This window comes from Streptomyces sp. NPDC026301 (assembly GCF_055567935.1).
In genome coordinates this window covers 1-13349 of sequence record NZ_JBVHPN010000007.1, presented here as the reverse complement: position 1 = coordinate 13349, position 13349 = coordinate 1, and the positions used below count along the sequence as shown (strand labels likewise).

At 73.1% G+C, this 13349-nt stretch carries 16 protein-coding genes; 6 read left to right on the top strand and 10 right to left on the bottom strand.

All coding sequences use genetic code 11. The features are described from left to right. Position 1 precedes the first annotated feature (1 nt). Both ACZ4MH_RS13540 and ACZ4MH_RS13535 read right to left on the bottom strand, forming a co-directional pair. Complete coding sequence (locus ACZ4MH_RS13540; RefSeq protein ID WP_351590292.1) at positions 2-601, bottom strand: COG4315 family predicted lipoprotein; 600 nt, start codon at positions 599-601, stop codon at positions 2-4. Between the two features lie 139 nt (positions 602-740). Further along, entirely contained in the window at positions 741-1169 is a 429-nt protein-coding gene (locus tag ACZ4MH_RS13535; RefSeq protein ID WP_467754502.1) for an STAS domain-containing protein, read from the bottom strand. 409 nt (positions 1170-1578) lie between these two features. On the opposite strand from ACZ4MH_RS13535, the gene ACZ4MH_RS13530 reads away from it, so the two are divergent. The 3 genes from ACZ4MH_RS13530 to ACZ4MH_RS13520 all read left to right on the top strand — a co-directional run bounded on the left by ACZ4MH_RS13530 (position 1579) and on the right by ACZ4MH_RS13520 (position 3549). Beyond that, complete coding sequence (locus tag ACZ4MH_RS13530; protein ID WP_351590286.1) at positions 1579-2307, top strand: ANTAR domain-containing protein; 729 nt, start codon at positions 1579-1581, stop codon at positions 2305-2307. 318 nt (positions 2308-2625) lie between these two features. Further along, on the top strand, positions 2626-2865 hold the full coding sequence (locus tag ACZ4MH_RS13525; protein WP_351590284.1) for a hypothetical protein: 240 nt from the start codon (positions 2626-2628) through the stop codon (positions 2863-2865). 135 nt (positions 2866-3000) lie between these two features. After that, entirely contained in the window at positions 3001-3549 is a 549-nt protein-coding gene (locus ACZ4MH_RS13520) for a CchlQ (protein ID WP_351590281.1), read from the top strand. 87 nt (positions 3550-3636) lie between these two features. Here the strand turns inward: ACZ4MH_RS13520 and ACZ4MH_RS13515 are convergent, their stop codons facing one another. The 5 genes from ACZ4MH_RS13515 to ACZ4MH_RS13495 all read right to left on the bottom strand — a co-directional run bounded on the left by ACZ4MH_RS13515 (position 3637) and on the right by ACZ4MH_RS13495 (position 7703). After that, positions 3637-4239, bottom strand: coding sequence for a carbonic anhydrase (locus tag ACZ4MH_RS13515; RefSeq protein WP_351590429.1), 603 nt, complete (start codon positions 4237-4239; stop codon positions 3637-3639). 145 nt (positions 4240-4384) lie between these two features. Continuing rightward, positions 4385-5695 carry an MFS transporter gene (locus tag ACZ4MH_RS13510; RefSeq protein WP_351590278.1) on the bottom strand — a complete coding sequence of 437 codons (1311 nt, stop codon included), beginning with the start codon at positions 5693-5695 and terminating at the stop codon, positions 4385-4387. Then, a complete protein-coding gene (locus ACZ4MH_RS13505) occupies positions 5692-6210 on the bottom strand; it encodes a glycine-rich domain-containing protein (protein ID WP_351590275.1) in 519 nt (172 codons plus the stop codon). Before ACZ4MH_RS13505 ends, ACZ4MH_RS13510 begins: the two co-directional genes overlap by 4 nt. 8 nt (positions 6211-6218) lie before the next feature. After that, on the bottom strand, positions 6219-7496 hold the full coding sequence (locus ACZ4MH_RS13500) for a phenylacetate--CoA ligase family protein (protein WP_351590272.1): 1278 nt from the start codon (positions 7494-7496) through the stop codon (positions 6219-6221). 54 nt (positions 7497-7550) lie between these two features. Continuing rightward, positions 7551-7703: a hypothetical protein gene (locus ACZ4MH_RS13495; protein WP_181138642.1), complete on the bottom strand. Its 153-nt coding sequence runs from the start codon at positions 7701-7703 to the stop codon at positions 7551-7553. 244 nt (positions 7704-7947) lie between these two features. On the opposite strand from ACZ4MH_RS13495, the gene ACZ4MH_RS13490 reads away from it, so the two are divergent. Together ACZ4MH_RS13490 and ACZ4MH_RS13485 are read left to right on the top strand one after the other, a co-directional pair. Beyond that, positions 7948-9501 carry an ATP-dependent DNA ligase gene (locus tag ACZ4MH_RS13490; RefSeq protein ID WP_351590268.1) on the top strand — a complete coding sequence of 518 codons (1554 nt, stop codon included), beginning with the start codon at positions 7948-7950 and terminating at the stop codon, positions 9499-9501. Continuing rightward, positions 9498-9998 carry an NUDIX hydrolase gene (locus ACZ4MH_RS13485; protein WP_351590265.1) on the top strand — a complete coding sequence of 167 codons (501 nt, stop codon included), beginning with the start codon at positions 9498-9500 and terminating at the stop codon, positions 9996-9998. Before ACZ4MH_RS13490 ends, ACZ4MH_RS13485 begins: the two co-directional genes overlap by 4 nt. Here the strand turns inward: ACZ4MH_RS13485 and ACZ4MH_RS13480 are convergent. From ACZ4MH_RS13480 to ACZ4MH_RS13470, 3 genes are read right to left on the bottom strand one after another with little or no spacing between them, the layout of a single operon-like run. Next, positions 9943-10725: a nucleotidyltransferase domain-containing protein gene (locus ACZ4MH_RS13480; RefSeq protein WP_351590263.1), complete on the bottom strand. Its 783-nt coding sequence runs from the start codon at positions 10723-10725 to the stop codon at positions 9943-9945. The genes ACZ4MH_RS13485 and ACZ4MH_RS13480 overlap by 56 nt on opposite strands. 32 nt (positions 10726-10757) lie before the next feature. Further along, positions 10758-11942, bottom strand: a complete 1185-nt coding sequence (locus tag ACZ4MH_RS13475; RefSeq protein WP_351590260.1) for a flavin-dependent oxidoreductase — start codon at positions 11940-11942, stop codon at positions 10758-10760. After that, complete coding sequence (locus ACZ4MH_RS13470) at positions 11939-12325, bottom strand: YybH family protein (RefSeq protein ID WP_351590257.1); 387 nt, start codon at positions 12323-12325, stop codon at positions 11939-11941. The genes ACZ4MH_RS13475 and ACZ4MH_RS13470 overlap by 4 nt, the downstream gene beginning before the upstream one ends. 126 nt (positions 12326-12451) lie before the next feature. On the opposite strand from ACZ4MH_RS13470, the gene ACZ4MH_RS13465 reads away from it, so the two are divergent. Beyond that, positions 12452-13349 (top strand): LysR family transcriptional regulator (locus ACZ4MH_RS13465; protein ID WP_467754501.1); only part of this gene is annotated, 898 nt, incomplete at its 3' end.

Below are 13349 nucleotides of genomic sequence, written 5' to 3'. Positions count from 1 at the left end.
GTCATGACGCACCGTCAGCGGACGGGTCGATCACCACGGCGTGCCATACGCCCTTGACCCCCTCGCCGGTGGTCTTGCCGGGCGCGGTGTCCTTGGCGAAGCGGTACAGCGCGTGGCCGTCGTACGTGGCCTGGGTGGTGCCGTCCGGGCGCTCCAGCGTGCCCGGGTCCTCGGGGAGGCCGGCGCCGGCCTTCGGGGTCCCGGTCACCGGCGGCCAGAGCGCGGCGCACTTCCCGGTGCAGGCCGAGGACTTCGCGGTGTCCTTGTCGAAGGTGTACAGGGTGTAGCCGCGGCCGTCGGTCAGCACCTTGCCCAGCCCGGTGGTCCGGGCGGACAGCCGGGCGTCCTGCTTCCCACCGGCCTTCCCCTCGGCGGATGGCGCGCTCGCCGAGGGCTTGGCCGACGAGCCCTTCTTCGCCGCGTCGCTCCCCGCTTCCCCGCCGCCCCCGCACGCCGCCAGCAGCAGCGCCGCCCCGACGCCCACCGCCAGGCCGAGCCCGGCCCGCGCGATTCCCCGGCGCCCGCCCGTCCGCCGGCTCCCCTGCTCGCCCATCGTCGCGACCGTCATCTCGCCCGTCATCTCGCCCGTCGTCTCGCCCATCGACGTACTCCGTCCGTGTCTGCCGTGTCCTGTCGTGTCGTGCTGGTGCGCGCGACGACGGGGGATACGGGGCGGACGCGGCGAGTGTTTTCCGGAGGACGGGTGAGCCACGTCACAGGGTCCGCGGCGGCCGGAGGGGCTACCGCGTGGGCAGCGGCGGCCAGGTGGGGCGGTGCTCGGCGGGGAGCGAGGCGACGGCCTGGCTGACGGTGGTGTGGAGCGGGAAGAGCTGGTCGCTGCCGGTGTGGCGCAGCAGGTCGGAGAGGCGGCGGCCGGCGCACGCGAGCAGCAGCGCGCCCTCCCGGCGGCGCAGGAGCCAGTGGAGGGCGAGCAGGCAGTTCAGGCCACGGGAGTCGCAGAACGTGAGCGCGGCCACGTCCAGGACGAGATAGCGGTACCCGTCGGCGAGGACGACGCCGGTGGAGGAGAGAAACGCCTCCTCCGAGGCATGGTCGAGCTCGCCGCGGACGCGCAGCACGGCACATGCGTCGCACTGCGTGAGAACGGTGACGGCCAGCCGTCCGGTGCCCGTGGACATCGCTCCTCCGATCACCTGTCGCACGGACATCCACGGACGATCCACGGACATTCCCTGGTGGTGGCCGCTCGTCGGCTCCACGCTGTGAACTACAGGCATGTGATACAAGACGAGTGTCCCACATAGGCGGATACATGACGGAAATGTCGCGGCCGACGCACGGTGACAATACGATCGCGCTGCACCCGGACGGGTGAACCTCGGGCGCGGGCCTCCCTCGGCGCCCGGGAGCGCGGCCCGAGCGGGAGGCGAGCCGGGGGGGGACGAGCCGGGGAGGCGAGCCGGGGGGCGTCAAAACCACGCACCACAGTGCTTGTGCCCGGGCCCGCGCGGGGTGGACGCTGACGACGCCACGTGGCCGGTGCATCGAACCATCGGACCGGAGTGGGACATGCCGGCTCAGGAGCGGCACGGTACGGCTCGGAGGGGGCGCTGCGAGATGGTGGAGAGCACCGTCAAGGACTTGGTCGCCGTTCTGGCGCAGGGCCACGAAGGAGACTTCGCGGCGCAGTGGGCCGGGGAGGCGGCAACCGCGCTGGGCCTGGACGGGCTCGCCGCCTCGCTGCTCATCGAGGGACCGGAGCTGATCTGGTTCAGCGAGGAGGTCAGCGCACGGCTGGAGGACCTGCAGTTCACGCTGGGCGAGGGCCCCAGCCTGGAAGCCGCGCGGGCCGGCGCGATCTGCCTGGTGGCCGATGTGTCGTCGGCGCCGGGGGCGCGCTGGGCGGGCTTCCTGCCCGCCGTCACACAGCTGGGCGTCCGGGCGGTCTTCGCCTTTCCGTTACGGCTGGGGGCCATGAAGGTGGGCGCCCTGACCGGCCATCGCCGCCGGCCGGGAATGATGAGCGGGGAGAGCATCGAGCACGCGCTGACGCTCTGTGACGCGCTGACCGACTTCCTGCTGCGCACGCGGCTGCCGCAGGCGGCCCCCGGAGACGCGGCCCGCACCCCGCCGAGGACCGCCGGCACGGTGAACCTCCACCGCGCGGAGGTGCACCAGGCCACCGGCATGATCGCCGTCCAGCTCGGCATTCCACTGCCGGCCGCGCTGTCCCGGCTGCGCGCGGAGGCGTTCGCGACAGGCCGCGACATCACCGAAGTAGCGGGCGCGGTACTCCGCGGCGAACTCCGCCTCACCGCGAACAAGGGCCCCATTGACTCCGTGTGACGGCCGGTCCGTTCCGGCCAAAGTCGGAGTGCAGGGTGGGGTCAGACGCGCGGGCATCCGTATCTCTGGTCCCGTCGGCGGCTCGCGTCGGTCCGTTTGTTCACAGTGGGCGTCTCCTGGCGGGCGGGCTACTGGCCGACAGCCTCCGGGTGCCGGCGGGTGGCGGGCGCGCGACGTTCCCGTGCTCCGCGCCCGGGTACGCGTGCGCCGCAGCCGGCGACCGCCGGATGACCCACGTGAGAAAGCAGGCGCACCATGACCGCCGCTTCGTCCCCCGGGTACTCGGAATCCGGCATGCCGAGGAGTACCCATACCGCCGTGCGACCCGCCCCCACCGAGACCAAACCGTCCTTCAAGACCACCGAGTTCTTCGTCTACGTGGCCGCCGTGGTGGCCGTCCTCGTCGCCTCCGCCGTGGTGGGCAGCGACACCCGCCTGGACCCCTTCCCCGCCGACCGGGCATGGCTGTACGTCACCCTGCTCAGCATCGGCTATCTGATCAGCCGGGGTCTGGCCAAGAGCGGCAGCCGCGAATCCGCCGACCACACCCACGGCTGACGTACCTCTCCTGTCTCCACCCCCTACGGGCCCCGCCACGACCGCGGGGCCCCTCGACACGTCCCTCTCCCTTTTCTCCGCAGGAAGATCCGCGTACCTTCTGACTCCGACGTCGGGATCACTACGGGGGAAGACGTGGACTGGGGGACGCTCGCCGCGGCGGTCAGCGGCGGTTCCATCGCTATCGCCGGCACTGTGCTGGCCGACCACCTGCGCCATCGCCATGAGGTCGACCGCAGTGCCGGGGACCGCCGACGGGCGGTGTACATCGAGTTCATCGGCGCTGCCGGCGAGTGCCACGCGCGGCTGCGGCAGCTCGCCGAGGACCCGGCCGCCGGACCCGGCCTGGACGCGGCCACCCGCGCGGCCCTGAGCGATGCCGGGGTCTACGAAGCGCGCGAGCGGCTGTTCATCGAGGCGAGCACGGCCGTCGCCGGCGCCGGGCAGGCGATGTTCGAGCAGCTCCGCAGCCTGCAGCGGGCCGTCGCGGCCGGCGCTTCGCTGTCGTCAGCGGCCTTCCACGACGCTTACCACCCGTACATCGGCGCGGTGTGGGGGTACCGGGTGGCGGTACGCGAGGAGCTCGAGGGCCGGTCGCTCTCCCCCGCGGCCTTCGGGTGGGACGGGTGGGACGGCACGGACCGGTGTCCGATGTGCCGCCAAGCGGCCCCGCAGGAAGCGTGAGTGGGGCCGGCCGGGCCCGGGACGCTGTGGCCCCGGGCCCGCCCGGCCGCAAGACCGGAGGACCCGGCCGAGAGACCGGGCGAGCGGTCAGAGCGGGAGGAACGCGTCGGTCTCCTGGTCGTGTGCCATGACCAGGCCGGTGTGCACCTCGTAGAACCAGCCGTGCAGCGCCACCTCACCGGCGTCCATGCGTTCGCGGACGCAGGGGTAGCCGCGCAGCCGGTCGAGCTGTTCGCGCACGTGGCGCTGGACGGCACCGGCCACCGCCGGGGTGTCGTCCCGGGGCAGCTCGGCGGAGAACTGCTCGGCGAGCCAGCCGCGTACGGCGGGCACGTCGGTCAGGTCCTCGGCGCGTGCCCGGGCACCGACGGCGCCGCAGTGCGAGTGGCCGCAGACCACGATGTCGGCGACCTTCAGGACGCGCATCGCGTACTCGATGGTCGCGGCCTCCGCACAGGCGGTCATGCCTTCCTGGTAGGCGGGGACGGCGTTGCCGGCCGTCCGCAGTTCGAAGAGCTCGCCGGGCCGTGCGCCGGTGATGAGAGACGGTACGACCCTGGAGTCGGAGCAGGTGATGAACAGGGCGAGCGGTGACTGGCCGGCGGCGAGGCGGCCGAAGCTCTCCCTTTCGTCAGGACGGTCGGCGATGCGGGCGTTGAGGCCCCTGGCCTGCTGGATGAAGGTCTCCACGAGGAGGTCTCTCCTGTTGGTGAGGGTGCCACTGAGGGCGTGGCGGAAGCGGATCGCGGGTGGGTCGTTGCCGTGCGGAGGCGGTTCGGGGACGTACGAAGCGGCCGGTGGCGAGCGCGCGCATGCGCGGTGCGGCCGAGGCATGTCACGGGCTCCCCTCGGGCACTGCGGGGCGGCGCCGTGCGGTCAGCGCCAGTACGGGCACGATCGCCAGCGCCAGCGCCCCGCCGGCGAGGGCCAGCAGCGGGAAGCCGCCCGCCATGACGACCACGCCGGAGGACAGCCCGCCGGTGGCCCCGGCGACGGCGATGGCCACGTCCAGCAGGCCCTGCGTACGGGCGCGGGTGGCCGCCGGCAGCGCGTCGGTGACCAGCGCGGTACCGCTGATCAGGCCGAAGTTCCAGCCGAGGCCGAGCAGTACGAGCGCGGCGGCGAGCGCCGGTACGGAGTGGGCGGGCGCCAGGGCCGCCACGGCGCCGGCCGCGCACAGCGTCACGCCGGACGCCGCCGCGACCGGCAGCCGCCCTGCCCGGTCGACGAGGAGCCCCGTCAGCGGGGACGGCAGGAACATCGCCGCGACGTGCAGGGCGATGACCAGCCCGGCGGCTCCGGTGCTGTGGCCGTGCGCCCGCATGTGGACCGGCGTCATGGTCATGATCGCGATCATCGCGAGCTGGCTGAGGACCATGACGGTGGTACCAGTGAGGAGGGCGCGCCGGTCGGGACGGGCGGTGTCGGGCCCTGCCGTCTCGACTCCGGCGGCCCCAGGGGCGGCCTCCGCCAAGGCGCGTGCCAGCCGCAGCGGGTCGGGGCGCAGCAGCGTGCCGAGGAGGACGGCGGCCGCCGCGAAGGCGACGGTGGCCAGGGCGAACGGGCCTGCCAGGCGCGGGATGCCCCACGCGTGCGCGGCCTCGCCCGTGGCGGTCACCAGCAGCGGGCCCGCCACCGCGCCGAGCGTGGTGGCCATCAGTACGGTGCTCACCGCCCGGCCGCGCCGTTCGGGCGCCGCGAGGTCGGCCCCGGCGTAACGGGCCATCAGATTGGTGGCCGTTCCCGCGCCGTAGACCGTGAGCGAGACGAAGAGCAGGACCGGGTCGGCGGTGGCGGCGGCCACGACGACGCCGAGGCTGCCGAGCGCGCCCGTGCCATAGCCCAGCGCGAGGCCGGGGCGCCGGCCCCAGCGCTGGCACAGCCGGCCGACGGCGACGGCCCCGACGGCGGACCCGCCGGTGAACAGGGCGCTGGGCAGGCCGGCCGACCCCGTCGAGCCGAGCATCTCCTCGGCGAGCAGCGCGCCGACAGTGATGCCCGCTGCCAGACCCGCGCCGCTGAGGATCTGGGAGAGCACCAGGACGGTCAGTATGCGGCGTTGCGCGGTGGCCGCCGCAGTGGCCGCGGGCGGCGCGGCGAGTACCGGCGGCCCGTGTGCCGGGGAGATCCCGGTCCGTTCGGTCATGGATTCCTGCCCTGCGCCGGTTCCAGCGCGGAGATGTCCGGCAACGGCATGTCCAGCCGCTCGTGCAGGAAGCGGACGATGGTCCAGTGCGGCAGCGCGCCCTCGTCGAAGGGGCCGAATTCCCGGCAGTACAGCGGAATCCAGCGCAGCGCCTCTTCGATCGCCTGCTCGCGCCCCGGCTCCTGCTGGTACTCCTCGTAGCCGATGCTGCGGTGTTCGATGAAGAATTTCCCCGGCAGGCGTTCCTCGCACAGGGTGCGGTATTCGCGCGTCTGCAGGATGAGGTAGTGCCAGAATTCGTCGATCTCCTGCTCCACGGGGAGGAAGAGCCCGCTGAGTTCTTCCGGGTACTTGGAGATCAGGTAAAGGTACCGCAGGCATTCCAGTGCCTGGCGTTCGGTGTACGCGCGCGGGGCGTCGGTGCCGGCCGCGAAGTGCCCGACCAGTTCCGCGTACAGCGTGGGGCCGAGCAGTGCCGTGAGGTCGTCCTCCGTCACGAACGTCTTCGTGGTCATGGTCCCTCTCACTTTCCGTCCGCGGCGAGCCAGGCGTACTTCCCCGACTTTCCGATGGGAATGTGGTCCCGGTGGTCGAGTACGCAGCGCCGGCCGGTCAGTTCGCGTACGCCGCGTCCCAAGGTGGCCACTCGGTCGGATTCGAGGGGCTTGCCGTCGAACGTGGTGTACGCGAGCACGGCCTCGGCGGGGCCGAGGACCCGCAGCTGGTGGACGAAGACGCGGGGCGAGACGGAGCCGACGAGCGCGTCCAGATCTCCTTGCGACACCGGGCCCGCGGGGGAATCCAGCAATTCCTTTTCGCGGCCGCAGAATTGCGTGATTTTCGCCGGGTCCGGCGTGCCGTCCAGCGTGCGGGCGCAGTCCCCGGAGCGGTAGCGGACCAGCGGCATGTGCGGGTTGCGCAGGCTGGTGACGATGAGATGGAAGAGCCCGCTGCCCTCGGCCACCGGCGCGAGTTCGACGCTCATGTCGTCGAGGTAGGGGTGGTAGCGGCCGCGGCGGTCGCTGTAGAAGAGATAGCCCAGTTCCGTGGAGCCGAACAGGTCGATGATCGGGCACGCGAAGTGCTGCTGGAGATACCGCCGCACATTGACCGGTGTGTATTCGTAGGCGTGGATGATGCTCGCCGGTGGCGAGAACGCGTCCCACAGCCCCCAGGTATGGATTTTGTGCAGCAGATGCGCCAGGTGGTAGCCGGAACAGTCCAGGTGGTACCAGCCGCGCGGATGCGCCTGCCGGGCCGCTTCGATTTCGGCGAGCATCCGCTCGACGTCGGCGCGCTCCCAGAGTGCGGGGTCGAGGCGGAGATTGAGGTAGCAGGTGCGGGCGTCGAGCCGGCGGTCCTCCACGCGCGGCACGGGCGGCGGCTCCTCGCCGCGTTTCCTGGCATTCACCCGGGCCACGTGTTCCGTCGCGAGCACCGTCGTCAGCGAGACACGCCGGCAGTCCGCTTCCCAGGTCTCCCGGATGTCCGGGTGCTCGCTCCACAGCCGGTAATAGGAGCGGAGGAGGAAGTACGGAGGCCGGATGAGCTGCATCCGGGCATGGTTGGTGCCCGTGGAGAGCACGAATTCCGCCTCGCCGGATGCGAGCGCCGTCGCGAGCGCGGGCGTCATCCAGTTGTCCGGGAAGCCGCGCGCGATCTCGGTCTTTTCCAGTACCGGGAAATGGCCACGCGCCAGCGCGTCACGGTAGAGCGGAATGTCCTTGACGCGCGCGATGACCTCGGCCGTCGGCTGACCGTCCGGGGAAACCTTCAGCTGACCGTCCGGGGAAACCTTCAAGGGAAACCTCAACAGTGCTCGTGGGCCGGTCCTGGAATGCCGGGCGGCGACGGGTCAGGAGATGCAGCCGGTCTTCGTCGCGCTGATGCAGCCGGACTTGGGGGACGCACTGATACAGCCGTCCTTGTCCGCCTTCTGGGCCGAGTTGGCGGCGACCCAGCCCTGCCAGACGTCGTCCTGGGCCATCTTCTTGATGAGCTGTTCCATGCGAGCCTCCGAGAGGTGGGGGATGGAGCCGGCCGTGCGACACACGCGGCGCTGACGTGCGCGTTTTGCCGCACGGAACGAAGGTAAAAGGTTGACCAAGTGGATGTCAACGAATGGCAATGGCCAAAGGTCACGAAGGGCGCCGGGCGCGCCAACTTTTGGCGGGATCGCATCGCGGCGATCGTGACGAGGGGCCGGCTCCCGTGCGGAGGCGTAGTGGGGCCGTGCGAGGCACGATGGCCGTATGCTGCTGGCCCACCTTGCCCGCGTGTCCCAAGAAGTCGCCGCGACCTCCGCGCGCACCAAGAAGGTCGCGCTGCTGGCCGGGCTGTTCCGCGAGGCCGCGCCCGAGGACGTGCCGGTGGTCATCCCCTACCTGGCCGGACGGCTGCCCCAGGGGCGGATCGGCATCGGCTGGAACGCGCTGCGCGACCCGGCTCCCCCGGCCGACCGGGCCGTACTGACCGTACGCGGCGTCGACACGGGGCTCACCGCGCTGTCCCGGATCACCGGGGCCGGCGCACAGGCCGAGCGTCGGCGGCTGGTGCAGCAGCTGCTGGCCACGGCCACCGAGCCGGAACAGCGCTTCCTGACCGGCCTGCTGACCGGCGAGGTGCGCCAGGGGGCGCTGGACGCGCTCGCCGTCGAGGGGCTCGCCGCCGCGACGGAGGCGCCCGCGGCGGACGTGCGCCGGGCCGTGATGCTCGGCGGGCTGCAGGAAGTGGCCAGGGCGCTGCTGGCCGAGGGCCCGACCGCGCTGGCCGGGTTCCGGCTCACCGTGGGCCGGCCCGTCGGCCCGATGCTCGCGCACAGCGCGAAGTCGCCGGCCGAGGCGGTCGGCAAGCTGGGCGCCTGCGCCGTGGAGGAGAAGCTCGACGGCATCCGCGTACAGGTGCACCGCGACGGCGACGACGTGCACGTCCACACCCGCACCCTGGACGACGTCACCGACCGGCTCCCCGAGGTCGTCGAGGCCGCGCGGGCCCTGCCGGCCACCCGGTTCGTGCTCGACGGCGAGGTCATCGCGCTGGACGCCGACGGCCGCCCGCTGCCCTTCCAGCGCACCGCCGGGCGCTTCGGCTCCCGCGTCGACGTGGCCGCCGCGCACGCCGCGCTGCCGCTCTCACCGGTCTTCTTCGACATCCTGGCGGCGGACGACCGGGACCTGATGGACCTGCCCTTCGCCGACCGCCACACGGAGCTGGCCCGGATCGTGCCCGAGCCGATGCGGGTCCGCCGGGTCGCCGTCCAGGACCCGGCCGATCCGGCGGCGCAGGAGGCGGTGGCGGAGTTCTGGACCGCGACGCTGCGCCGCGGGCACGAGGGCGTCGTGGTCAAGGCGCTCGACGCGCCCTACAGCGCGGGGCGGCGCGGCGCCTCCTGGCTCAAGGTGAAGCCGGTGCACACCCTCGACCTCGTCGTGCTGGCGGCGGAGTGGGGGCACGGCAGGCGCGCCGGCAAGCTGTCCAACCTCCACCTCGGCGCCCGCGGGCCCGACGGCTCGTTCGTCATGCTCGGCAAGACCTTCAAGGGGCTGACCGACGCCACCCTCGCCTGGCAGACCGAGCGACTGCGGGAACTCGCCGTGGAGGAGCGGGGGCACGTCGTGACCGTACGCCCGGAGCTCGTCGTGGAGATCGCCTACGACGGCCTCCAGACATCCACCCGCTACCCTGCGGGCGTCACCCTGCGGTTCGCCCGGGTGGTGCGGTACCGGGAGGACAAGTCGCCGGAGGAGGCCGACACGGTGCAGGACATCCTGGCGGCCCACGACACGAACGACGACGCGGAATCATGACGGCGAAACGGAGCGCCGGGCTGCTGCTGTACCGCCGTACGCGCACCGGCGTCGAGCTGCTGCTGGCGCACATGGGCGGGCCGCTGTGGGCCCGCCGCGAGGCCGGCGCGTGGACGGTGCCGAAGGGCGAGTACGTACCGCCGGAGGAGCCGCAGGCGGCCGCCCGGCGGGAGTTCGAGGAGGAGTTGGGGCTGCCGCCTCCGGAGGGACCGTACGTCTCCCTGGGCGACGTCCGTCAGTCGGGCGGCAAGACGGTCACCGTCTGGGCCGTCGAGGGGGACCTCGACCCGGCGGCGGTCGTGCCGGGGACCTTCGAGATGGAGTGGCCCAGGGGCTCCGGCGTCCTGCGCGCCTTCCCCGAGATCGACCGCGTGGCGTGGTGCCGCCCGGAACGGGCCGGGGAACTGCTCGTCACAGCCCAGCGCGCCTTCGTGGACCGGCTCATCGGCCACCTGACGCCGTGCACGCCGCCGCGAACAGCGCCTCCGCCTCGGTGACGGCCGCCGCGAGGCTCTTCGGATCCGGCCGCAGCCCGGTGAGTACCGTGTCGATGCCGCGCAGCCCCGCCTGCTGCAGGAGCCGCTTCTCGTTGGTGGTCCACTCGCCACGTGCCGCGAGGACCGCGTGCGCGGTCTGCAGGGCGGCGGTGGCGAGCGCGCCGGCGACCTCGGTGGCCTGCCCGCGCGGCACGTACGCGCCCTTGGCGTACCGGAGCGTGAGCTCGGCCCGCCCGCGCCATACCGGTGGGGCCGCCGCGCGCAGCGGCTCCGGGTAGGCGGGGCGCGGCAGTTCGCCGCGCAGGACCCGGTTGACGGCCAGCTCCGCGACCACGAGGTAGCTGGGGATGCCCGCGAGGTGGAACATCAGCGGCTCCCAGTGGAAGCGGCCCTCCCCGGCCTCGGCGAGTTCGTGCTCGACGACGTCGAGGTCGCGGTAGTGGACGTCGACGTGCCGGCCGTCGATGACCAGCCAAGCACCGCCGTTGAAGACGCCGCCGCCCCATTCGCCGAGCCCGGAGACCTCGCCGTCCCAGCCGACGGCGCGCAGCTCCGCCGGGTCGAAGGCGCCGCGGTAGTACAGGGCGAAGTCCCAGTCGCTGTCGGCGGTGTGGGTGCCCTGGGCGCGCGACCCGCCGAGGGTGACGGCCTGTACCCCGGGCAGCCCCGCGAGCCGGTCGGCGACATGGTCCAGGAACTCCTGGTCGGTCATCACAGCCTCTCCCATGCCGCCGACCTTATCCCCCTGCGGCATCCCCCTCACCGAAGCGTCAGCGACGCCCGGGAGTTGAGTTCCTGCACGTCGCTGCCCGTGGCCTGCCGGTAGGTGTCGGTGATGCGGGCCAGGTCCTGCGGGGTCCGGCCGCCTGCCCGGTGCATCTCCCGGTTGGCCCGGACGACGGCCGTGGTCGCGTCGCGCCGCGCGTCCTCGTAGCGGGCCAGCCCGTCCGGTACGCCGGCGGACCGCGCGAGTTCGTGGGCGAGCACGCGGGCGTCGACGACGGCCTGGGACGCGCCGTTGGCGCCGACGGGGTACATCGGGTGGGCGGCGTCGCCGAGCAAAGTGACCCGGCCGCGGCCCCAGGCGGGCAGCGGGTCGCGGTCGACCATGGGGTACTGCAGGAGCAGGTCGTTGCCCGCCAGCAGCGCGGGCACGTCCAGCACGCCGAGCGTCCAGTCCGCGTAGTACGGCAGGACGTCGGCGAGCCGGCCCGCGCTGTTCCAGGCCGCCTCCTCGGTGAGCGGCTGCGGCTCGGCCACCCTGACCTGGCAGACCCAGTTGATGCGGCCACGGCCGATCGGGTACGCGATCAGTTCCGCGTCCCCGCCCGGCACGAGAACCGCCGAGGCGCCGGTGAGGAAGGGTGCGGCCACGGTCACGCCCCGCCACATGCGGATGCCCGACCACTGCAGCGGGCCACCCGCCGGATGCAGCCGCGCCCGGACCACCGAGTGCAGGCCGTCGGCGCCCACGAGCGCCGCGGCATCGTACGTCTGCGTCTCTCCGGTCGCCCGGTCGAGCAGCCGGGTCCGGACCGTGCCCGGCCGCTCCTCGAAGTCCACCAGCCGCGTTCCGGTGCGGACCGCGCCGGCGCCCAGTCGCGCACGGACCGCCGCGAGGAGCATGAGCTGCAGTTCGCCGCGGTGGAGGGAGTACTGCGGCCAGTGGTAGCCCTGTGCCCGGCCGCGCGGCTCGGCGAAGAGCCGCCGGCCGGACCGGTCGTAGTAGACGTTCTCGGTGGTGGCGACGCCGAGGGCGGCGAGCTCTTCACCCAGGCCGAGTTCGGTCAGTTCGCGCACGGCGTGCGGGAGCAGGTTGATCCCGACGCCGAGCGGCCTGATCCGGCGGGCGCTCTCCACCACGACGGCATCGATGCCCGCGGCGTGCAGGCTCAGCGCGGCGGTCAGCCCGCCGATGCCCGCGCCGGCGATCACTACGGTCATCGTCCGGCCGCCGTCCCCGGAGTCGCGGGGGCCTCGGGGCGGTCCATGACGCGCAGCCAGCTCCCGTCCGGCTGCCGGCGCGCGACCTGCACCCGGCCGCCCGTGCCGTCGGCGGGCTTGGTCGAGGTCAGGGCGAGGTCGCCGTACCGGACCGTCGGCAGCGGCTCCTCTTCGACGAACGGCAGGGGCGCGTGCGCCACCAGCCGCTCGCACACGGCACGGATCGCGTCGCGGCCGACCGTGACGGACCCCGGCGGGTAGGCGAGCACGGCGTCGGGTGCGTACAGCTCGGCCAGTCCCTCGGCGTCGCGGGCGTTGGCCCGTGCCACGAAGAGCCGGGCCAGGTCCTCGGGGGTGGCGGCGCGTTCGCGGGTCTCGGTCATGGGATCCCTCTTTTCCGACTGGCTGTTCCCTGTGTCTTCACTCTCGGCCCGCGCCGGCCAGAAGTCCAAGAGATGGTAATTATCCGAACGAGAAGCAATGCTTCTGGGTCGCTAGAATCGCTGCCCATGGAGCTTCACCAGTTGCAGTACTTCGTCGCCGTGGCCGAGGAGCGGAACTTCACCCGCGCCGCGGAGCGGCTGCACGTGGCCCAGCCCGGGGTCAGCGCGCAGGTCCGCCGGCTGGAGCGGGAGCTCGGCCAGGAGCTGCTGGACCGCTCGGGCCGTTCGGTACGGCTGACCGAGGTGGGCGCGGCCGTCCTCCCGTACGCGCGCGCGGCGCTCGCCGCGGTCGACGGCGTCCGGCTCACCGTGGACGAGCTGACCGGGCTGCTCCGCGGGCACGTCGCCGTGGGGACGGTGACCTCGCACAGCGTCGAACTCCCGGACCTGCTGGCGGAGTTCCACGACGCGCACCCGGCGGTCGAGATCACCCTGTCCGAGGCCAACTCCGACCAGCTCCTCGACGGTCTGCGGACGGGCCGGCTGGACGCGGCGATCGTCAGCGTGGGCAGCGGGACCCCGGCCGGCGTCGAGATCGAGGTGGTGGACGACCAGCCGGTCGTCGCGGCGGTCGCTCCTTCCCATGAACTCGCCGTCCACCCGGTCATCTCACTCGACACCCTGCGCGGCCGCCCGCTGATCAGCCTGCCGCGCGGCACGGGGCTGCGCGCCCGGCTCGACGAGGCGTGCGCGGCAGCCGGCTTCACGCCCGACATCGCCTTCGAGGCCAGCAACCCCGAAGTGCTCGCACAGCTGGCCGCGCGGGGGCTGGGCGCGGCGATCCTGCCCGGCGCGTTCGCCGCGGCGCGCGGCGAGGAGCTGCGGACGCTGACGATCGATCCGCCCGCCCTGCGCGGCCGTCTGGTCCTCGCCTGGCGGGCGGCCGGGCCGACCAGCCCGGCACTCGTCGCCGACATCGGTGGTGGCGAAAAGGGCCGCCAGCCGGTCCTGTTCCGCCGCGTCC